The sequence below is a fragment of the Pedobacter sp. 01N416 genome, from assembly GCF_056399685.1.
Window position 1 is genome coordinate 1 of the sequence record NZ_JBFTRT010000041.1, and the last position, 19717, is coordinate 19717.

Below are 19717 nucleotides of genomic sequence, written 5' to 3' on the forward strand. Positions count from 1 at the left end.
GTAATGAGCAATCTGCCTGAAAATGTGCAGACTGGGCCAGCAGTGAGGGCTGACGAAAGCACTTTAAATAAGCATTTGAGCATGTTAAACGATATGCCCGAATTGCAGAACATTTATCAAACATTGAGCGATAGCATAAAATTAACGCTGAAATAGCATAATTACGGCTTCTGCTTATTACTTTTGCAAAATAATTATGAGCATTTTTAAACTAAAAATAAATTTTGAAGAAGCAGATCACGAATCTATTGAATTACCAATAGCTGCCGGTGAATCTGTTTTAGATGTTTGTCTGGATAACGGAATCGAATTACAACACAACTGTGGTGGTGTTTGTGGTTGCAGTACCTGCCATGTATACGTAACAAAAGGCATGGATAATATCGAAGAGATTTCTGATAAAGAAGAAGACTTTATTGATAGAGCTGTTCGTCCGAAAATTACTTCTCGCTTAGGTTGCCAATGTGTGGTGATTAACGGCGATATTGAAGTTACCATTCCAGATCAGTCTGACTTTATGGGACACTAGTTAGTCTGGAGTCCAAAGTCTTCAGTCGGGAGTCGATTAGCCGATTTAAACAGTTAACCGATTAACCAATTCAAACAATTAACCAACAACAAAACAACATGAATAACGATAAATTTGCTTTACCTTTTTACTGGAACGATTACGAAGATATTGCAATGTCTTTATATGAGAAATTTGGTGATGATTTTACAGAAGCCAAAATCTACCGTATCCGCTTTACCGAACTTCTAGAGTGGGTTTTAGCGTTGCCAAACTTTAAAGGCACCCGCGAAGAAAGCAGTGAAGGTCATTTAGAGCAAATTCAATCTGCCTGGGTTTACGAGTGGAGAGATAATCAATAATTAGTCCTGAGTTCGGAGTCCTCAGTCGAGAGTCGGCACCGAGCGCTTAACCCTAAACGCCAAACGTGCGAATGTTTTTACAGAAACTAAAAGAGATCACCACTTTCATTTTTGATGTAGATGGTGTGCTTACCGATGGATCAGTTCAGGTTACTGATAATGGCCAGTCGTTGCGCACTTTTAACATTAAAGATGGCTATGCCATGCAGTTGGCCGTTAAGAGAGGATATAACATCTGTATTATATCTGGTGGAGATGGTATTGCCATGGGGAAGCGTTTTTTCAATCTGGGTGTAACCGATGTTTTCCTCGGTACGGGAGATAAGGTGGCCATTTTTAATCAGTATCTTCAGGATAAAAACATTGCTGCAGAAGAAGTGCTTTACATGGGCGACGATATTCCTGATTTAAAAGTAATGAAACTTGTAGGGCTTCCAACCTGCCCGGCTGATGCCGTAGCAGAAATAAAAGCGATATCTACATTCATTTCTCCTTACAATGGAGGCAAAACCGCTGTCCGCGATATTATCGAAAAAGTAATGAAAGTACAGGGCAGATGGCACGATGAAAATCCAAATGCTGCCGATTCGGGGATGTAATTAGTTCAATAGTTCATTAGCCATTCGTTCATTGGTAGGAAGTCTCTAAGCGGATTGTCTTCCTGAACAAATCGACAGCTACCAAGAGCCGTCTTCCTGAACTTGTTTCAGGATCTTTTCGTCATCCATCCAAATAGCTAATTAACTTAAAGATTTCTCCATTTCGCTGTGCTCCAGTCGAAATGACGGCCCAAGTTATAGTCATCCCTGAGCGGAGTCGAAGGATCTTTTGCGATCCGTCACCCTGAACTTGTTTCAGGGTCTTTATCAGCCAGATAATTTAAGCCCTCCTAAAAAAATATCATTCTGCATGTAAGATTCTGAAACAAGTTCAGAATGCCGGTAACTCCAAATAAGATTATAAATCTCAGACATTAAAATTTGCAATACATCAGATTATGTGCGAAATTTACGTTAACAAATTAATCAATCGATTGATTAATTTGTTAACGTAAAAAATGTTAAATTTAATCACATGAGCACATATCTTGTACCAGTAGATTTTTCGAACACAGCAGATCACGCAGCCCAATATGCCGCCAGGCTGAGTTTTGCGATGACGAACTCAAAAATTATACTGCTTAATGCCTATTATGTTTCAGAATACGAAAGCATTTTGCCAACACCCGATTTAATTGTTACCACAGATGCTCATATCGCTGATGAAATTACGAGAAGGCTCGAAGCACTGGAAAAACTTAAGGTAAAAATGCTCGGGATCAATCCGAAGGCTGAAGTAGAAATTTACCTCACTAGAGAAACACTCCTGCGTTCTATCATCGATCGGGTAAATAGGGAAGAGATCGAACTCATTATTATTGGTAGTAACGGTAAAAAAGCGAAAGACGAAAGTGATATCGGCTCTAATGCGATCAAAATTTCTAAATCAAGCCCGGTTCCGGTTTTGGTTGTTCCGCCTAAGGCCGATTATCAATCAATCCGTAAAGCCATTTTGGCCTGCGATTTTAGAAAGGTTAAAGAGGTGATTCCCATGCACGCACTTAAAAATATTTTAAGCAAACATGCTTTAGAACTTTTGGTGCTTAATATTAACTCTGGTGATGTTATTGATTTGAAGGAAGAGCACTTTTTACACGAAATGCTCAAAGATTTTTCTCCCGCTTATCACTATGCGGATCATCCTGATGCAATTAAAGGAATAGTAAAATTTGCTAAAAATGAAGAAGCGCAGCTGATTATCGCATTGCCCAAAAAATATAGTTTTTTCGAAAGTTTATTGCATGAAAGTGTATCTCAAAAATTGACCATTAAATCACATGTGCCCGTGTTATTGCTAAAAGATTAACTGTTTTAATCTGCAACAGCTAAGTTACATTTACAGATTAAACTTTCGTCTTTTTGCACACTCCAACTAGCTCAATTTTCAACCAAAAACAACAAAAACAACATGAAAAAATTAATGATGATTTGCGGATTAATGCTAGGTATAGCTGGTTTCGCTAACGCGCAACAAGGTGGTGGACAAGGCAGAATGATGATGAAGCCTGAAGAACGCGTAAAACAGTTAGACGAAAAATTAAAGTTATCTGATGATCAAAAAACAAAGTTAACCACTGTTTTTACTGAGCAGGCGGAAACCATGAAAAAAATGCGTGAAGAAATGCAAGGTGGTGGCGATAGAGATGCAATGAGAGAGAAAATGCAAAAAATGCGTGCTGATAATGATGCAAAAGTAACTGCAGTATTAACAGACGATCAGAAAAAAACTTACGAAGCTTGGCAAAAAGAGCAACGTGCTGAAATGGAAAAACGTAGACAAGGTGGTGGAAATAACTAATCTTGGTAAAATATCAAATAAGAAAAGCGGCTTTATGTCGCTTTTCTTATTTTAGCAGAAAAATAAAATATGCCTGCCAATTTCCCTCCCATTATTTTAGCATCTAAATCGCCACGTAGACAAGAGCTTTTAACGCTTATGGGCTTAAATTTTAAAGTAGAACTAAAAGATGTAGATGAAAGCTACCCATCGGATTTAAGTCCCGCAGAAATTGCCGTTTACATTTCAGAACAGAAGGCTAAGGCTTTTACTGCTAATGGTGAAATAGTGATTACAGCTGATACCATTGAGGCTGGGAGTTATGGCGTGCAAGATTGGTGGGGTATCGTAGTAGTACAACGGATTGAAGGCTCTTATACTAACGTAATGGGCTTACCAACAGAAAAGCTATACAACGAACTGTTGAAGTTTATTTAAAACCTCTTGTGGAATTCTCCTGAAAGTTTCATCATCTCTAAAAACAACCACGATGAAAACGAGAATTAACGAAGTTACCATAGCCGAGCCATGTTTGCAGAACTGGGATGAAATGGATAAAGGAGAGGGCTTTAGTTTCTGTAAAACCTGTAGCAAGAATGTAATTGACTTTTCGGGCTATACCAATGCCGAAATTATCAGTGTATTGGCTGGAGCCAGTTCTTCTGTATGTGGCCGTTTAAGCAAAACCCAATTAAACCAACTTAATTATCATTTGTCCATTGTTCCAACAAGCAATAGAAACTGGATGAAATATCTTGGTGTATTGGCTATTGGCATGAGCATTTTTGTAATGGATGCCAGGGCAGAAAATTTTAAAACACCAATCGAAATAACAAATAGTATAAATAAGAGAACCGATGTTACAAAACCGGTTGTACCCAAAAAAATATATGGCTATGTTATTGGTGCAGATAATAAACCCGCTGTTGGAATAAGGTTAGTTATTGTAAATACAGGGTTTTTCGCACTCACTGATAAAAATGGGCGGTATGAAATTACTTTAGATGAGAAATTTGATGTCAAGAATAACCAATTGGTGGTTGATAGCATTCAGTATCGCGCTTTTATTACACTCAATTTTTCAGATGAAAAACAAAACAATCTTACGCTTAAAAAAGCTGAACCCATGATTATGGGCGAGATAATGATTGCACCTAAAAAGAAATAACTTAAATTATATAGGCTAAACTCTCAATGATCCATATCCTGTATGGATCATTTTTTATATCAGGCTGGCCAAAACACCCATCTTTAAATCGTAAGTAGAAAGCGTTAAGCGGTTTATTTTACATCGGCCTAAAACATAATTGGTAATTAAAGCCGCAATCACAATCATATCTATCCTTAAAGGGATCATTCCAGGCATTTCCGCCCGTTCTTTATGCGTAGCATTGAGTAGTTTGATCGAAGTTGCAATGTAGTCGTCGAAATTGAATGCGAAAGTTTTGGCAGTGTTAATATCCGCTTTTAAGCTGTTTTTTCTAATAATAAGCTCGGCAAATGTTTCGAATGCCCCAGCAGATCCGATTAAAATTTCTGGATGGTATTTTTCACAGATTTCGAAAAGATCTGCCAGTTGATTTTGAATGTGAAATAAAATGGCATTTTTCTCCTCGTCGGCTATGGGATCTGATTTAAAGAATTGCTGCATTAAACGTGCCGCCCCAATGTTATAACTTTTCTTCCAGATCAGTTTTTCGGGATCGCACAGGATAAATTCAACACTTCCGCCGCCTATATCCATAATCAAAGATATCTCTGTAATTGCTCCGCTCAGTTTTACACCTTGGTAAATTAATTCAGCCTCTTCATCGCCGCTAATCGTTTCGATGCTTATTCCAGTTCTTTCTTTTACAGCATCAACAAAATCTTGCCCGTTTTCTGCGCTTCTAACCGCCGAAGTAGCGGTAGCCCTTAGCTCACTAACCTGATATTCAGCCATTGTATGGCTAAACGTTTCAAGGCAGTTCACACCTCTTTCAAAGGCTGCAGGAATGATAATATTGTCGTTAATTCTTCCTTCGCCCAATTTAACAGGCACATTGGTTTTGTATAAAATTTCAGGCTGATTTCCTGTTATTTTAGCAATAAGCAAGTGGAAAGTGTTCGTGCCCAGGTCGATAACAGCAATGCGCATAGTTTATAATTTTGTGTTTTGGAAAGCTTTACAACGGTTCTTTGGTAACTATTTCCTGCTATCCATTAAATCTCGTTATTGTGGGTGCTAAATTAAGGGTAGTAGAGTTAAATACCATAGCTATCAGGCTTATTTTATTCAGGTTTGTCGGTTTAGGTAAAAATAACAGTGTCCTTTAAGCGGTAAATCGCTGCCTTTATTCCCGTGGTGAAAGATGGTAACATCTGACCTCACAAAATAAACCTATTTCACTAAATCCTGCAATTGTTTCGCATTATGTAATGCTCCAACTCCCCAGGTATTGTTAAAATATACAAAAATTTCGCTTTCTGTATCCTTGATCTGATTTTTGAAATCCTTAATTACATTGATGTCGTATTCTGATTTGTAAAGCACAGGCTTCCCRTGAAAACGGTAATACACAGTTTCTGCATTCTGAATTGCATCATCACGTAGGGCAGAAGGGTAGCTTTGACCGCTAAATATGATGTTTTTTTGAGCGAGGTTTTTATAAATTTCTTCATCAAACCAACTGATGTGACGAAACTCTACCACATTTTTAAAATCAGGTCTTAAATTTTCGATCAACAGATTTAACCGTTCTACACTATAATCAAACTTTGGCGGAAACTGAAACAGTACACAGCCCAATTTCTCTTTTAACCCAATTTGAATGGCCTCGTAAAAATCGTTTATGAGTTGCTCGCATTCATTGAACTGTTTATAATGTGTAATCAGCCGGGGTGCCTTAATTGTAAATAAAAAATCACCCGGACTTTCACTATACCATTTATCGAACGATTTTTGCGTTGGCATTTTATAAAAAGTAGAATTGATCTCTATTGTATTAAAGTGCTCGCAATAATACTTAAACCAATCTTTTTGTGCCAAACCTTTTGGGTAGAAAATCTCTTTCCATTCGCGATAATAGAAGCCTGAGCAACCAATTCTCCATTTCATGTATAGAAAACAGACTATAAATGAAAAGGTTTATTATCCGTTATAGATTGCACTGAAAATAATTAATGAGATACCAATATAGCCGGATAACTTTAAATAGAAATTATTTCTCTTAGCTACAAAACCTATTATTAACATAATTAACAGGTAGAAAATTGAAAGTGTTAAAAATCCAGCAAACGGGGAATGATTGTTTTTTAATTGCGATTCTTTTTTTGTCGAAGCAAAGAAAATCTCAATCAGGACCGGAGAAATCCAACCGATTAAATACAATGCAAATATTACCGATGCTATTGGATACTTTCTGAAAGCGGTAGTGAGTTCGTTCATGTTTTGGGATTAATACCTGTTATATGGATATGGTAACCCAAAAACAAACTAAAATACCCGTGGTGTCAGATGGTAACATCTGATACAGAGAAATGGATTATCCATGTTTACTGGGATATTTCTTATAGTCAGGTGGTAACATCTGACTTCACTAAAGCATGGGTTTTGGTATGATGCTTTATATAAAACAAAAAAACCGATGCTTGCGACATCGGTTTTTCAATTTATATTTAATTAATTACTCGAAGTATTCTTTCATTCTTTCGAAGAAACTCTTATCATTTTTACCCGGTTGAGGCTTAAAGTTAGGCGATTCACGTAATTTCTCTAAAGCATTACGTTCGTCGCTACTTAAAGCTTTTGGTGTCCAGATATTGATGTGGATAATCTCATCACCTCTATGGTAAGAATTCACTTCTGGCAAACCTTTACCTTTTAAGCGTAATAATTTTCCGCTTTGTGTACCCGGATCGATTTTGATTTTTGCTTTACCATCGATGGTTGGTACTTCAATGCTCATCCCTAAAGCAGCATCAACGAAGCTTAAATGTAAATCGTAAACGATATTGTTGCCTTCGCGTTTTAAGGTTTCGTGTGGCGTTTCTTCAATTAAGATAATTAAATCGCCTGGGATACCGCCATTAGGTGCAGCATTTCCTTTTCCACTCATGCTTAACTGCATACCTTCACTTACACCAGCAGGAATATTAATGGTAATAGTTTCTTCGCCACGTACAACGCCGTCTCCATGACAAACTGTACATTTTGAGGTAATTTGCTGACCGCTACCGTTACAGGTAGGGCAGGTAGATGCTGTTTGCATCTGGCCTAAAATGGTATTGGTTACTCTACGCACCTGGCCGCTACCACCGCAGGTACCACAGGTACTTACTGATGATTTATCTTTCGCACCAGAGCCATCGCAGGTTTTACAAACAATTAGTTTATTAACCTTGATTTTCTTTTCTGCACCATGTGCAATTTCCTCCAGTGTTAATTTAACTTTTATACGTAGGTTAGAGCCTTTGGCTACACGACGACCACCACGTTGCTGACCGCCACCACCACCAAAAAAGCTTTCGAAAGGATTGTGACCGCCAAATACATCGCCGAAATTGCTAAAAATATCGTCCATGTTCATGCCGCCACCGCCGTAACCACCGCCACTTGCGCCACCAACACCCGCATGACCGTATTGATCATAACGTTGTTTTTTATCGGGGCTGCTTAAAACTTCGTAAGCTTCGGCAGCTTCCTTAAATTTATCTTCAGCAGCTTTATCTCCTGGATTTTTATCTGGATGATATTTAATCGCCATCTTGCGATAAGCTTTCTTTATCTCATCAGCGGCTGCGCCCCTAGTTACGCCTAATACATCGTAATAATCTCTTTTACTCATCTTCTTTATAAAATGATTAAATGATTGAGTGATGGAATGAGAGAATGTTAATTCAATCATTCAAAATTCAATCATTCAATAATTATTTTTTACGCTCCAACTACAACTTTAGCGAAGCGGATTACATTATCATTTAAGGTATAACCTTTTTCAACTTCGTCTATCACTTTCCCTTTAAGATCATCGCTAGGAGCAGGGATATTGGTAATTGCTTCGTGGAAATCGGTATTGAAAGGTTGACTGATGCTTTCTACATCTTTCAATCCTTTTTGTGCTAAAGTGTTTTTTAGCTTTGTGCTTACCAATAAAATGCCTTCTTTAACCGGGGCAACATCAGCAGCAGTTTCCATTGCTTTTAATGCACGGTCGAAATCATCTAAAACAGGTAAAAGTGACACAATTACATCTTTACCAGCCGTTTGCAATAATTCTACACGTTCTTTTTGTGTACGACGTTTATAATTATCGAACTCAGCGTATAAACGTAAATATTTGTCGTTAAGTTGTTGAACTTCCGCTTGCAATTTTTCTTCTGCAGATAATTCGGGCGCMTGCTCAGTTTCAGCGATAGGAGCATCAGTATTCTCTACATTCTCAGCAGTATTTTCTGATGTATTTTCAGGATTCATTATATTTTCTTCTTTATCGTTATTTTTCTTCTTATTAAACATAATACTGGGCTGAATTTTTTTGTGTTGATCTCAACTATTTTGCCATAAACGGAAATCAGCCAAGCTGTCAGATTTATTTGTATTTATCTGAACAGATTGGCTGATTAGCTGACGGATGTCAGAATTTTTTATACGATTTGTGCATCTTCGTGCACAATCCCATTCTCACATTTAATAATGCGCGAAGGGAAAGTACGGATGATATGGTAATCGTGTGTGGCCATTAAAACCGCAGTTCCAGTCTGGCTAATTTGTTTTAAAAGGGTTACAATTTCTTCTGATGTTTCCGGATCTAAATTCCCGGTAGGCTCATCAGCAAGAATAATTTCTGGATCATTTAACAAAGCTCTTGCAATAACAATACGCTGCTGCTCGCCACCAGAAATTTCGTGTGGCATTTTTTTGATTTTAGAACGCAAACCAACTTTGTCTAAAACATCTTTAATGCGTTCGTTAATTAGTTTTTCGTCTTTCCAACCTGTTGCTTTGAGCACAAATTCAAGGTTTTTTTCAATCGTTCTATCGGTAAGCAATTGAAAATCCTGAAAAACTACACCCAATTTACGGCGCAAAAATGGTACCTGACTTTCTTTTAGGTTTTTAAGGTCGAAACCAGCAATATTGCCTTCGCCATTACCAATATGTAAGTCGCCATATAATATTTTAAGCAAACTGCTCTTACCCGAACCTGTTTGACCGATCAGGAAGACAAATTCGTCCTTTTCGATGTGTAAATTTACGTTTGAGAGGACTAAATGTTTCTGTTGAAAAACATCAACATTGCTTAAATGAATTACTGAGTTGCCTGCCATATTATATTTCTAATTTTGCAATCTGCCCGAAAGGCAAACCTTTAACCATTTCCATAATGTATTCTTGCTTGTCGCCAAGTCCGAGTTTTTCCAGCGACTTATCAGGTCTATCAACCCTAAAATAAGCTAAAAGTGTAAACTTGTCATCTCTTAGCTGTACGTAATCTGGAATTTTGGCTATGCCTTTAACTTTAACGATATACATTGTGTCCAAAAATAGCATTTCCAAATGATAAGCGGAAGTAAGAAGTCCTTTTTATCTCATCAGCATTACCCAGCCAGTATAGGTTTTAAAATCTTTGTTTAAATAAATGCTGTAATAATATGTTGCCGGAGGAAGATCTTTGCCATTCATTTTTCCGTCCCAGGCTTTAAAAGTTCCGTTGCTCTGGTAAACAAGCTGGCCATATCGGTTGGTTACTTTCACAATTGAATTGGGGAAAGATGTAATAGATGGAATATTCCAGCTATCGTTTACATTATCACCATTTGGCGTAAAGGTATTGGGGATTACCACTTTTGGATAAACCTTGATGAAAACCTCATCAGTACTACTGTTACAGCCTAAATTTGAGCTGGCATGTAAAGTATAGGTAATATCTTCAGTTGGTGTAGCAATGGGGTTGAGTTTGGTGGGATCATCAAGATAATCTGATGGTGTCCAGAAATAGGTAAAATCATCTCCACTCACTTTACCGTTTAAAATTGTTGATTGTCCGGTAACGATCGTTTGATCAGCACCTGCATCGGCCATTACATTTTTATTCACATTGACGGTGATTTCTGTGGTTGCAAAACAGCCACCATTGGAAACCTTTACAGTGTAAGTGGTTGTTTCAGTTGGCGAAGCAATTGGATTAGATGCTTGCGGATTGGAAAGGCCATTGGATGGAGTCCAGAGGTAAGAGCTGCCTCCTGACGCCTCAATTTGAACCGATTTACCTTCGCAAATGGTTGCGCTTTGGATATTGGTTATCGGAATTATTGGCGCTAAAACCTCAACGGTTGTTGTTGCAGGAGATGTACACCCATTTGCAGTCACCTGAACAGTATAAGTGCCTTCCATCGCTTTAGTTGCATTGGCAATAGTTGGGTTTTTCTCTGTTGATGTGAATTGATTTGGCCCTGACCATTTATAACTTGTTCCACCAGAAGCATTTAGTTGAATGGTGCTACTAATGCAAACCGGTCCAGAATTTTCTGCCGAGGCTGTTGGCAATGGGTTTACAGTAACCTTTATAGGCTCTGATATCGCCCTACAATAAGTTCTATCAATATTACCATTCATAGCCGTAATTAACCGATATTGATAGGTGCCAGCTATACGATTTGAAAAATCTATAGCAGCTTGTTTCGTTGTTTTGCCAGCAATGTCAGCCCAGCCGCTACCTGTACTTTCCTGCCATTGATAAACTGCGTTTGTATATCCTGCAGTAATATTTGCATCTAAAATGAAATTGTCGGTATTATCTTCACACATGTTTAATAAAGAGGCATTCGTGTTGAAAAATGGAGCGATAGCTGGGCCACAAGCTTGTACGGTGATATCATCCAAAGCAAAATCATTACCACTATTTGTTGGTGTGTTATTAACCAACTGTAAGATTACCGTTGAGCTATTGCTATTACTAAAGTCAACGGAATATTGATGCCATGTTCCATCTGCGGGTACATTTTCGGTTGGTTTTTCGCCTAATATATTATTATTGGGATCGGTTATACGCAAGATCATATTTGGATTTTGAGCATTGGCAGCAGGCGAATTTGTATTTAATACCCAAATGGATAAACGTAAAGTGGTATTTGGGCATAGATTATCCATTCGCTGCTCAAAAAATACAGTTCGAGTTGCTATACCATCAATTAAAAGCATCAAACCACTAGGATCTCCGGTATGATCAGCATGCGGCTGCCAATAAATGGGTAAGGGATTACCCGGTGTTGCAGGCGTTTTAACCAAACCCGATTGGTTGGCAGTTAAATTACGTGGGCTTACTCCCGGAGGACCAACAAAAGTTGTATAAGTAGAAGCGCCTGGTGCATATTGTGCCAATGGCCCATACCAGCTATCAGTATTGTTTCCCTGCCCAAAGGTCTGACTAATGAGTGGTTGTCCGAAGGTCCCGCTACAAAGTTGTGCTTTTACAAAATTTGTAAACAGGAGAATATAAAGAAAGAATAAAGCTTTTGATAGTGCGTGCATTTACTGGTTCAGATTTATACAATATTAAATAAATTTAAAATCTAAACGCATCAATAAGCAAAGTCACTCACCAATATTAGTTTAACCCATTCAAAAACTCAACGGTATTTACATTATCTGCATAGTCCCAAAGTTTGGGGTGCTGGCTTTGACCAAAACTGAAAGTATTTAAACTTAAAGGCGATTTGCTAATCACACATTGAATGTTTTCTGATTGGTTTTTCAGTTTATCTTCAAGCGCTTGCAGCTGCTCGTATTCTTCATAAAAAAGAACAGCCAAAGGCGATGTCAGGTTCTCATCTTCTTTTAATAACAAGAAACCATTGTCGAAGTGCTTGGCAGCATTAACCAAGTAGATAGATTTATTGTAATCGTAATTGTTATTGTATTTAAAGTGGTTGATAATAGGTTGAAAACTTTCTACGCCTTCGTAAAAATTTGCGATATCGTAACCTTTTGGAAAATAGATTTTAGAAACATTTCTACAGCCTAGGCCAAAATAATCAAAAATATCGTTACCTAGCTTTTGGATATCCTCGAAACTTTCCGAACCGTCTAAAACGGCAACACTGTTCCTGTTTTTTCTGATAATGTTGGGCACTTTACTGAAATAATAGTCGAAATAGCGAGATGAATTGTTACTTCCGGTTGCAATAACAGCATCAAAATCTTTTAAGCGCTCTACATATTCTATTTTATCCTCAAAAGCAGGTTCTATTTTAACGAGTTCTGCAATTACGGCTTTAATTAATTTATCATCAGCCGAAGAAAGTTTGATTAAAGCAATATTACCTGTGGCCAATACACTTAAAACATCATGTAAACCAACTAGGGGGATATTCCCTGCCAGGATTAAACCCACCTTTTTTGGAGTGGTACTAAACTTAATCGATTTGAACCAAATGGCCAAATCAGCCTCATTTAACATCTCAGCAAAAGATAAAATAGATTTTTTTATGTTTTCTGCAGTAAACCATGCATTAGTGCTTTCAGCGGTATAAAATGCATTTCCTAGTATGTCAGTAGGGTTTGTAAGCAATTTACCTAGTTTGTTGAACGCGATTATTACTTTTTCTTGAGTTAATGCTGACATATTTAGAATTATTATTAAGTGATTATATCTTATATTTGCAGCGCAAAGGTAAACTAAGCAAAAGAATTAGACGAAAACATGGCGATTAAAATAACAGATGAGTGTATAAATTGTGGGGCTTGCGAACCAGAATGTCCTAATAACGCAATTTACGATGCCGGTACTGCATGGCGTTTTTCTGATGGTACAAATTTAAATGGTATCATTGATTTTGGTAATCAACAAATTGAAGCTGATGCAGCTCAAGAAGCAGTTTCGGATGAAGTTTATTACATTGTATCCGATAAGTGTACAGAGTGTAAGGGCTTTCATGATGAGCCTCAATGTGCGGCAGTTTGCCCGGTAGATTGTTGCGTAGATGACGAAGATATCCGCGAAACAGAAGAAGAATTATTAGCTAAGAAAGCTTGGTTGCACCAGGAAGGATAAGCTTATATCACATATTTTAACAAGAAAGTCCCGCAAATGCCGGGACTTTTTTTGTTTAAAACTGAATTTAATTAACAGTTTTTAGTTTCCGATAGATTTTCTGCCAAGGAAGCACAGCATAACGCGGAGATGTTTTTGTTTCGTGTTAAAGAATTTTCGGTTAGCGGTTTGCAATTACCAATGAACAATCGCTAAAATCTTAATGTCCTTAATTTCTTAATGTTCAGAGATGGAAACAGCAACTAATAAGCAATAAATGAGTATTCAGTTTTTAGTAGGCAACTTGCAGTTACTAATGAACTATTGGCCAGTTAACCAATGAACTAGTCTATGTCACATTTATTAGGAATAATCAAAACCGGACAAGCAGATTTTCTCGCCACGTGTTCGGCAACGCTTCCCATTAAAAAATGGTACAAGCCCGTACGTCCATAAGTGCMAATAACAATTAAATCAGATCCCCACTCGTCCGATTGTTGGATAATACCATGCGCTGCGGTATCAACAACACTTAAATAAGTGGTTTTTGTACCTTTACTATATTTCGTCTCCATTTCTTTGAGCAAAATGTGGCTGTTTTCTTCGCTATTGTCGTATGTCTCTAAAAACACTGGCGCCAAAGTTAAGTCGGGGTTTACATTGGCGGGAATAGGCTCGATAATGTTAACCAATGCTACTTCTGCTCCAAATTTTTCAGCCATGTCGTAACCGGCTTTTGCCGCTTTTTCTGAGCAGGTACTGTTATCAACGGCAATTAATATTTTTTTAAAATTCATGGCGAGCATATTTAAAGGGTGATCATCATAAAAATAACAAATTTGTGCGCAAAATGTTAGGCAATGGATGTATTTTATTAGTTTTACAATAGTTTCACGAGCATATTTAAATGGAAAATCAATACGGTATTTGTAGGGTTGCTGTAGCACCTTTGAGAGCAGATGCATCAGATAAAGCAGAAATTGTTTCGCAACTTTTATTCGGCGATCATGTAGAAATTATTCAGAAAGAAGAACGTTGGTGGCTCATTCAAAATGGCTACGATGGATATGAAGGCTGGATGGATTTCAGACAATTGGCCCCGATTACCCAAAGCCAGTTTGTAGCAATGCACGATTGTAAATTGCTTGCCCCATTAAGTTTCAATAATGTGCTAACAGCAGCTGATGGAAGTTCATATCATTTAAGTCCGGCAAGCAACCTTCCTTTTTTAAAAGAGGGATTCTGTTATGCTGGAACGGAAAAATTTAAACTGAATTTCGAAGTATATAATAATAGTGCTGTGGATTTTACCGATAAAGTTACTGAAACGGCGAAATTTTTTCAAAATATCCCGTACCTATGGGGTGGAAGGAATTTGTTTGGCTTAGATTGCTCTGGTTTTGTACAAACCGTATTTAAAATGTTGGGTATTAAGTTAAACCGAGATGCCTCACAGCAAGCCGAACAAGGCGAATTGGTTGGCTTTTTGGCTGAATGCAGGGCTGGTGATGTTGCTTTTTTTGATAACGACGAAGGCAGAATTACTCACGTAGGTATCATGCTCAGTCCAAATGAAATTATCCATTCCTCAGCCAAAGTAAAAATTGATCCAATTGATGATCAAGGGATTTTTAATAAGGAATTGGGTAAATATTCGCACAAGCTCAGAATTATCAAACGTTTTGTGGAATAGTAGCCGAAAATGTATCCTATATAAAAGATACATTTTTTTATGCCATCTAAATTTAAAATTCAAATCTCAAATCCCTGCCATGAAGAGTGGGCGGCAATGCAAGCTGATTCAAATGGAAAATTTTGTGGGCCCTGCCAGAAATCTGTAGTAGACTTTACTCATTTTACTGATGCAGCGCTAAAACAATGGTTTAACCAAAATCAAGGGGAGAGTTGTGGAAGATTTAAGCCAGAGCAGCTTGATCGTTTAATCCGTGTGAAAGAGAATTATAAACTCAATAGATTTAAACCAAACCTGATTGCAGCATCTTTGCTGGCTTTTTTGAGTGTTCCGAAGTTAAGTGACGCCAAAGTAATCAAAACACCCTTTAATCAAACAGATCGATACCGCAAGAACACTTCTTTTGAAAAGAAAATAGAAATTTTAGGCGATACCTTAAAAACAATAAAGGGCAGGGTAATAGATAAAGATGACAAGCAGCCACTTCCTTCAGTATCTGTTATGGTAAACAACCGGTTAGCTTTTGCTTCTACCGATCAAAAAGGAAATTTTGAAATTAAGTTGCCTGCAAATTTCGAAGATGAAAATTGTATTTTAACCGTAAGTTACATTGGCTATAAGCCTTTGAATTCGTTGGTAGATTTAGCTGACAATAAAAACCTGAATCTTGAGCTATGTCTTAGCGGTGAAATTATGGGAGATATTGTTGTGACTAGAACGCCCTTCTGGAAAAAAGTATATTTTAAAATGAGAAATCTACTTCAAGATATCAATCCGTTTTATACGAATAAAAAATAGCTTAGCTGCGCTACAGGTCAGTGTGACGATAACACTCAACAAAAATAAATCTTAAATTATTCCATCTTCCAAACCATCACCTGCCGATCATCTCCTGTAGAAATTAAGTATTTACCATCATGGCTCCAGATAATTTTATTAATCGAATGAGTATGCCCTATACCTGCTTTTTCTAGGCTTAAAATTTTATATAATTTGAAGTTCTCTGCATCCCAGAGTTTAATGCTTTTATCCTGACTGCTCGTGGCGAAATAAGGTAGGGTAGGGTGAAAGGCAATATCGTAAACGGTAAACATATGTGCCGGAACCGTTTCCCTGAGCTCATAATTTGGCAGGTTCCATATTTTTAGCTGTGCATCCCTACTGCCCGAGATTAAGTATTTACCAGTAGGATGATATGCCAAAGAGGTAACAGGTAATGAATGCCCTTCCAGCGATTGTTTGAGGCTATAATCAGCCAGGTTATAAATCCTGATCAGGTGATCTTTACAGCCAAAGGCCACTTCACTTTCGTTAGGTGCAATTGCAATAGCCCTAACCGTATCGTAAGCCACCTGAAAACGGTAAATCTCTGTAAAGTCTACCAACGACCAAACCGCAACCGTTCCATCTTCGCCAGTGGTTAAAAGCTCATTTTTGCCTTTTACCGTTTGTATGTTGAAAATCGGTTTGGTATGTGCATTTATTCTGGCAATTACTTTCTGATCATTAAAATCATAAACGCTAAACGCACCACTGCGTTCACCGATAAATAGTTGTTGATTGTAATAGTGTAAACAATATACCGAGCTCTGTACCGGCATTTTAACCTTTACAAAAGCCATCGTATTTAACGACCACTCTACAACCCCCTTATCGTTCCCCGCACTAAAAAATACGCCATCCTCATTTGAGTTGGCAAGCGCATAAACAGGGTTTTGGTGTCCGGGAAGTGTTTGCAGGTGTTTGAGCATTTCTTGAGGTTTAGGGTTTAGGGTTTAGGGTGTAAGGTTAGGCATCTGGCACCTAAAACCTTACACCTTTTACCTTAAACCTTATTTATGTCTTTTCTCTAAATTTTTTGCAATATCCTGAATAGATAGTCCTTTTTCTTTCAATAAAAATAAAAGGTGGAAAACAAGATCTGATGCTTCTCCAATGAGCTCTTCTTCCGATTCAGCAAGTGCTGCGATAACCGTTTCTACGCCTTCTTCACCAACTTTTTGGGCAATCTTATTTAATCCCTTGCTACGCATTTTGTTGATGTAAGAACCCTCAACCGGGTTTTCATATCGATCATTAATGATGTTTTCGAGTTCGAAAATAAAGTTCTGGTTAAAATCTGTTTTAAAACAGCTGCGGCTACCCGTATGGCAGGTTGGACCAACGGCATCCGCTTTGATTAGAATCGATATTCATTTTTTATCATGTTTTCGTCATTGCGAGGCACGAAGCAATCTTATTGTGCAGGCTTTCGAACCCATAGCTTTAGGATTGCTTCGTGCCTCGCAATGACGAGTGTATTATTATATTCTAACAGGAATATGATTTCTTTTCAATTCCTGCTTTAAATCGGGAATCAGGATTTCGCCATAATGAAATACCGAAGCTGCCAGTGCAGCATCAACATTGGCCTTTTGAAAAACCTCTGTAAAATGCGCCATACTACCCGCTCCGCCTGATGCTATAATCGGGATATTGATCATTTGGTTTACTTTACTGAGCAACCCACAATCAAAACCTGCTTTGGTGCCATCGTGGTCCATCGAAGTTAACAAAATCTCTCCTGCACCTAAATCTTCTGCCTGTTTGATCCAATTTTCGGTTTCCAGTTCGGTAATTAGTCTTCCCCCATTTAAGTGGACCATATTTTTACCGTTTACATATTTGGTGTCGACTGCCAAAACCACAAACTGCACCCCAAAGGTCTTAGCCAGGTCTTCAATCAATTTCGGATTTCTAACTGCTGCCGAATTGATGCTGATTTTGTCCGCTCCTGCGTTTAATAACGCTTCTGCATCGGCAATTTCAGTTATTCCACCACCAATAGTAAAAGGAATATTTAATTGCCTGGCAACCGATTTAACCATTTCAATCATCGTTTTCCGACGCTCGTGGGTTGCGGTAATATCCAGGAAAACCAATTCGTCGGCACCTTGTTGTGCATATTGGGCGGCCAGTTCAACCGGGTCACCCGCATCACGTAAATCAACAAAGTTTACACCTTTTACCGTACGGCCGTCTTTAACGTCTAAACAAGGGATTATTCTTTTACTTAGCATTTAACTTGTTTGGGTTTTGTCATTGCAAGGCACGAAGCAATCTTAATGCTTTTATTTCGCGCGGTTCGTCACCCTGAATTTATTTCAGGGTCTTTATTGTATAAAAGATGCTGAAATAAATTCAGCATGACGATCGCCTAATGCAATGAGCCAATATTATATAAATTCTTTTTTAAATCGAACTCAAGGCTTTCAAGTTCCACTCTTTAATTTCTTCGATGGTAATGCGGTCTTCGTAAATCGCTTTTCCAACCACCACACTTCTAATTGGATATTTAGCCAGATCATAAATATCCTGCATCGAACTTACACCACCTGAAGCAATCAGTTTGATCATAGGAGAGTGTTCAAGCAGTTTTTGGTATAAATCGATCGCTGCGCCACCCAATTTTCCATCCTTACTGATATCGGTACATAAGAAACGGAAAAAACCCAGTGAAAGACATTTGTCAACGTAATCCATCAGTTTAATCGGCGAGCTTTCCATCCAGCCCGAATATTTGATTACCTCATCCAAAACATCAATTGCAATTATTATGCGGTTTGCATAATCATCTTTTTTAGCAAAAGTTTCGCTTAGTTGAGGTAAAAAATCAGGATTGGTAATGGCCTGTGTACCTACAATTACGCGGTGAATGCCAGCATCAAGCAAATTGGTCACCTGCTCAATGGTTCTGATGCCACCACCATACTGCACTTTCATTTCGGTTTTTTTAATGATCTCAAAAAGTGCTTTTTGATTGCTAAAATCGCCTTTGGCTCCGTTTAAATCAATAATATGGATGAAATCTGTACCATTTGAACGGTATTTTTCTATCATTTCGGGGATTGAAACATCATATTCCGTTTTTTGGTTGTAATCGCCTTCACGAAGACGGACAACTTTTCCATCCAAAATATCAATAGCAGGTATTATGTACATTTTATAAGCTTAAGTTTGAAAAATTTTTTAATACTAGTTCACCGGCTTTTCCCGATTTTTCGGGGTGGAACTGAACGCCGTAAAAATTATCTTTTTGTATTGCTGCCGAAAACTTTAAACCATAATCAGCAGATGCGATGTCAAAAGTAGGGTTATATTCAATAAAGTACGAATGCACAAAGTAAAATTGTGTATTATCTTCAACACCTTCAAATAGCGAATTGTTTTTCGGACTAATCGCATTCCATCCCATGTGTGGTATTTTGATATTCAGCGACTTATCGAATTTTTTGGTTTTAACCGGAACGATATTTAAAAGCGCTGCATCGCCCTCTTCCGAATGTTCGGTAATGAGCTGCATGCCCACACAGATGCCAAGCACAGGTTTTGTTAGTTTTTTAATGGCTTCAACCAAGCCCGTTCCCTTTAATTTTTCCATGGCGGCACCCGCATGGCCAACACCAGGGATGATGATGTGGCTATATTTTTCGAGGTCGTTTTCGGTGTTTACCATGCCGTAGGTTAGATTTAAGCGATCTAATGCTGCGGTAAGGGAGAAGATGTTGCCTGCTCTGTAATTTACTATTCCAATCATTTTAATATCAAATATTAGTATCGGGTATCAAGATAAGATGCTCATTTTATTGCTTTATAAATTTGAAAACGAGTGTCAGCTTTTCAAAGGTGCTGTAGTCCCGCTATCGCTTATAGTCCTCTCCCGATGAAGAATCGGGATGCGGGCTATTCCGCTCTATCGGGTTTATTTAACAGCGGATGGGCGTTA

The 19717-nt window shown here is 38.0% G+C and carries 24 protein-coding genes and 1 pseudogene; 11 read left to right on the forward strand and 14 right to left on the reverse strand.

Translation table 11 applies throughout. The features are described from left to right. The first annotated feature begins 3 nt into the window (after positions 1-3). The 8 genes from AC1DND_RS03760 to AC1DND_RS03795 all read left to right on the forward strand — a co-directional run bounded on the left by AC1DND_RS03760 (position 4) and on the right by AC1DND_RS03795 (position 4414). Entirely contained in the window at positions 4-156 is a 153-nt protein-coding gene (locus AC1DND_RS03760) for a DUF2520 domain-containing protein (protein ID WP_477579297.1), read from the forward strand. A 40-nt stretch (positions 157-196) separates the two neighbouring features. Next, positions 197-529 carry a 2Fe-2S iron-sulfur cluster-binding protein gene (locus AC1DND_RS03765; RefSeq protein WP_029275355.1) on the forward strand — a complete coding sequence of 111 codons (333 nt, stop codon included), beginning with the start codon at positions 197-199 and terminating at the stop codon, positions 527-529. Positions 530-627: 98 nt separating this feature from the next. Next, positions 628-870 (forward strand): Fe-S cluster assembly protein IscX, encoded by a 243-nt coding sequence (gene iscX, locus AC1DND_RS03770; protein WP_057932363.1) that lies wholly within the window; start codon positions 628-630, stop codon positions 868-870. 71 nt (positions 871-941) lie between these two features. Beyond that, positions 942-1469, forward strand: coding sequence for a KdsC family phosphatase (locus tag AC1DND_RS03775; RefSeq protein WP_215125761.1), 528 nt, complete (start codon positions 942-944; stop codon positions 1467-1469). 475 nt (positions 1470-1944) lie between these two features. Then, a complete protein-coding gene (locus AC1DND_RS03780) occupies positions 1945-2775 on the forward strand; it encodes a universal stress protein (protein WP_477579239.1) in 831 nt (276 codons plus the stop codon). Between the two features lie 102 nt (positions 2776-2877). Further along, entirely contained in the window at positions 2878-3267 is a 390-nt protein-coding gene (locus AC1DND_RS03785) for a Spy/CpxP family protein refolding chaperone (RefSeq protein WP_086545265.1), read from the forward strand. 69 nt (positions 3268-3336) lie between these two features. Next, the gene (locus tag AC1DND_RS03790) at positions 3337-3684 is read left to right on the forward strand and encodes a Maf family protein (RefSeq protein WP_477579241.1); all 348 of its coding nucleotides are present in this window, start codon (positions 3337-3339) and stop codon (positions 3682-3684) included. A gap of 52 nt (positions 3685-3736) precedes the next feature. Beyond that, positions 3737-4414, forward strand: coding sequence for a peptidase associated/transthyretin-like domain-containing protein (locus tag AC1DND_RS03795; protein WP_477579243.1), 678 nt, complete (start codon positions 3737-3739; stop codon positions 4412-4414). 54 nt (positions 4415-4468) lie between these two features. On the opposite strand, the gene AC1DND_RS03800 is transcribed toward AC1DND_RS03795, so the two are convergent. From AC1DND_RS03800 to AC1DND_RS03835, 8 genes are all read right to left on the reverse strand, one after another. Continuing rightward, entirely contained in the window at positions 4469-5383 is a 915-nt protein-coding gene (locus AC1DND_RS03800; RefSeq protein WP_477579245.1) for a Ppx/GppA phosphatase family protein, read from the reverse strand. 243 nt (positions 5384-5626) lie between these two features. Then, positions 5627-6343, reverse strand: coding sequence for a DUF72 domain-containing protein (locus AC1DND_RS03805; RefSeq protein ID WP_477579247.1), 717 nt, complete (start codon positions 6341-6343; stop codon positions 5627-5629). 568 nt (positions 6344-6911) lie between these two features. Next, positions 6912-8072: a molecular chaperone DnaJ gene (gene dnaJ, locus AC1DND_RS03810; protein WP_029278682.1), complete on the reverse strand. Its 1161-nt coding sequence runs from the start codon at positions 8070-8072 to the stop codon at positions 6912-6914. 89 nt (positions 8073-8161) lie between these two features. Then, positions 8162-8743 carry a nucleotide exchange factor GrpE gene (locus tag AC1DND_RS03815; protein ID WP_477579249.1) on the reverse strand — a complete coding sequence of 194 codons (582 nt, stop codon included), beginning with the start codon at positions 8741-8743 and terminating at the stop codon, positions 8162-8164. 128 nt (positions 8744-8871) lie between these two features. Continuing rightward, positions 8872-9555: a cell division ATP-binding protein FtsE gene (locus tag AC1DND_RS03820; RefSeq protein ID WP_477579251.1), complete on the reverse strand. Its 684-nt coding sequence runs from the start codon at positions 9553-9555 to the stop codon at positions 8872-8874. Between the two features lies 1 nt (position 9556). After that, positions 9557-9760, reverse strand: coding sequence for a hypothetical protein (locus tag AC1DND_RS03825; RefSeq protein WP_029278679.1), 204 nt, complete (start codon positions 9758-9760; stop codon positions 9557-9559). 51 nt (positions 9761-9811) lie between these two features. Continuing rightward, positions 9812-11758 carry a gliding motility-associated C-terminal domain-containing protein gene (locus AC1DND_RS03830; RefSeq protein ID WP_477579253.1) on the reverse strand — a complete coding sequence of 649 codons (1947 nt, stop codon included), beginning with the start codon at positions 11756-11758 and terminating at the stop codon, positions 9812-9814. A gap of 76 nt (positions 11759-11834) precedes the next feature. Further along, positions 11835-12851, reverse strand: a complete 1017-nt coding sequence (locus AC1DND_RS03835; RefSeq protein ID WP_477579254.1) for an acyl-CoA reductase — start codon at positions 12849-12851, stop codon at positions 11835-11837. Between the two features lie 78 nt (positions 12852-12929). Here AC1DND_RS03835 and AC1DND_RS03840 point away from each other — a divergent pair, with 78 nt between their 5' ends. Next, entirely contained in the window at positions 12930-13280 is a 351-nt protein-coding gene (locus AC1DND_RS03840; RefSeq protein ID WP_025143125.1) for a 4Fe-4S dicluster domain-containing protein, read from the forward strand. A gap of 323 nt (positions 13281-13603) precedes the next feature. On the opposite strand, the gene AC1DND_RS03845 is transcribed toward AC1DND_RS03840, so the two are convergent. After that, positions 13604-14056, reverse strand: a complete 453-nt coding sequence (locus AC1DND_RS03845) for a universal stress protein (RefSeq protein ID WP_477579256.1) — start codon at positions 14054-14056, stop codon at positions 13604-13606. Between the two features lie 110 nt (positions 14057-14166). On the opposite strand from AC1DND_RS03845, the gene AC1DND_RS03850 reads away from it, so the two are divergent. Together AC1DND_RS03850 and AC1DND_RS03855 are read left to right on the forward strand one after the other, a co-directional pair. Continuing rightward, positions 14167-14952, forward strand: a complete 786-nt coding sequence (locus AC1DND_RS03850; RefSeq protein WP_477579258.1) for a C40 family peptidase — start codon at positions 14167-14169, stop codon at positions 14950-14952. 39 nt (positions 14953-14991) lie between these two features. Further along, entirely contained in the window at positions 14992-15750 is a 759-nt protein-coding gene (locus tag AC1DND_RS03855) for a carboxypeptidase-like regulatory domain-containing protein (RefSeq protein WP_477579260.1), read from the forward strand. 56 nt (positions 15751-15806) lie between these two features. Here AC1DND_RS03855 and AC1DND_RS03860 read toward each other — a convergent pair whose 3' ends face one another. The 5 genes and pseudogenes from AC1DND_RS03860 to hisH all read right to left on the reverse strand — a co-directional run bounded on the left by AC1DND_RS03860 (position 15807) and on the right by hisH (position 19528). Next, positions 15807-16703, reverse strand: a complete 897-nt coding sequence (locus tag AC1DND_RS03860; RefSeq protein WP_477579262.1) for a WD40 repeat domain-containing protein — start codon at positions 16701-16703, stop codon at positions 15807-15809. Positions 16704-16784: 81 nt separating this feature from the next. Continuing rightward, positions 16785-17141 (reverse strand): annotated as a pseudogene (hisE, locus tag AC1DND_RS03865) (phosphoribosyl-ATP diphosphatase); the annotation flags it as partial. A 114-nt stretch (positions 17142-17255) separates the two neighbouring features. Next, positions 17256-18011 carry an imidazole glycerol phosphate synthase subunit HisF gene (hisF, locus tag AC1DND_RS03870; RefSeq protein ID WP_057932516.1) on the reverse strand — a complete coding sequence of 252 codons (756 nt, stop codon included), beginning with the start codon at positions 18009-18011 and terminating at the stop codon, positions 17256-17258. Between the two features lie 172 nt (positions 18012-18183). Further along, entirely contained in the window at positions 18184-18933 is a 750-nt protein-coding gene (hisA, locus tag AC1DND_RS03875) for a 1-(5-phosphoribosyl)-5-[(5-phosphoribosylamino)methylideneamino]imidazole-4-carboxamide isomerase (RefSeq protein ID WP_477579264.1), read from the reverse strand. A gap of 1 nt (position 18934) precedes the next feature. Then, positions 18935-19528, reverse strand: a complete 594-nt coding sequence (gene hisH / locus AC1DND_RS03880) for an imidazole glycerol phosphate synthase subunit HisH (protein ID WP_477579266.1) — start codon at positions 19526-19528, stop codon at positions 18935-18937. Between the last annotated feature and the right edge of the window lie 189 nt (positions 19529-19717).

Bases quoted from the DNA above. Each gene is read 5' to 3' on its own strand.
- AC1DND_RS03760 (WP_477579297.1), top strand. From the start codon at position 4: ATGAGCAATCTGCCTGAAAATGTGCAGACTGGGCCAGCAGTGAGGGCT.
- AC1DND_RS03765 (WP_029275355.1), top strand. From the start codon at position 197: ATGAGCATTTTTAAACTAAAAATAAATTTTGAAGAAGCAGATCACGAA.
- iscX (WP_057932363.1), top strand. From the start codon at position 628: ATGAATAACGATAAATTTGCTTTACCTTTTTACTGGAACGATTACGAA.
- AC1DND_RS03775 (WP_215125761.1), top strand. From the start codon at position 942: ATGTTTTTACAGAAACTAAAAGAGATCACCACTTTCATTTTTGATGTA.
- AC1DND_RS03780 (WP_477579239.1), top strand. From the start codon at position 1,945: ATGAGCACATATCTTGTACCAGTAGATTTTTCGAACACAGCAGATCAC.
- AC1DND_RS03785 (WP_086545265.1), top strand. From the start codon at position 2,878: ATGAAAAAATTAATGATGATTTGCGGATTAATGCTAGGTATAGCTGGT.
- AC1DND_RS03790 (WP_477579241.1), top strand. From the start codon at position 3,337: ATGCCTGCCAATTTCCCTCCCATTATTTTAGCATCTAAATCGCCACGT.
- AC1DND_RS03795 (WP_477579243.1), top strand. From the start codon at position 3,737: ATGAAAACGAGAATTAACGAAGTTACCATAGCCGAGCCATGTTTGCAG.
- AC1DND_RS03800 (WP_477579245.1), bottom strand. From the start codon at position 5,383: ATGCGCATTGCTGTTATCGACCTGGGCACGAACACTTTCCACTTGCTT.
- dnaJ (WP_029278682.1), bottom strand. From the start codon at position 8,072: ATGAGTAAAAGAGATTATTACGATGTATTAGGCGTAACTAGGGGCGCA.
- AC1DND_RS03820 (WP_477579251.1), bottom strand. From the start codon at position 9,555: ATGGCAGGCAACTCAGTAATTCATTTAAGCAATGTTGATGTTTTTCAA.
- AC1DND_RS03825 (WP_029278679.1), bottom strand. From the start codon at position 9,760: ATGTATATCGTTAAAGTTAAAGGCATAGCCAAAATTCCAGATTACGTA.
- AC1DND_RS03830 (WP_477579253.1), bottom strand. From the start codon at position 11,758: ATGCACGCACTATCAAAAGCTTTATTCTTTCTTTATATTCTCCTGTTT.
- AC1DND_RS03835 (WP_477579254.1), bottom strand. From the start codon at position 12,851: ATGTCAGCATTAACTCAAGAAAAAGTAATAATCGCGTTCAACAAACTA.
- AC1DND_RS03840 (WP_025143125.1), top strand. From the start codon at position 12,930: ATGGCGATTAAAATAACAGATGAGTGTATAAATTGTGGGGCTTGCGAA.
- AC1DND_RS03850 (WP_477579258.1), top strand. From the start codon at position 14,167: ATGGAAAATCAATACGGTATTTGTAGGGTTGCTGTAGCACCTTTGAGA.
- AC1DND_RS03855 (WP_477579260.1), top strand. From the start codon at position 14,992: ATGCCATCTAAATTTAAAATTCAAATCTCAAATCCCTGCCATGAAGAG.
- AC1DND_RS03860 (WP_477579262.1), bottom strand. From the start codon at position 16,703: ATGCTCAAACACCTGCAAACACTTCCCGGACACCAAAACCCTGTTTAT.
- hisF (WP_057932516.1), bottom strand. From the start codon at position 18,011: ATGCTAAGTAAAAGAATAATCCCTTGTTTAGACGTTAAAGACGGCCGT.
- hisA (WP_477579264.1), bottom strand. From the start codon at position 18,933: ATGTACATAATACCTGCTATTGATATTTTGGATGGAAAAGTTGTCCGT.
- hisH (WP_477579266.1), bottom strand. From the start codon at position 19,528: ATGATTGGAATAGTAAATTACAGAGCAGGCAACATCTTCTCCCTTACC.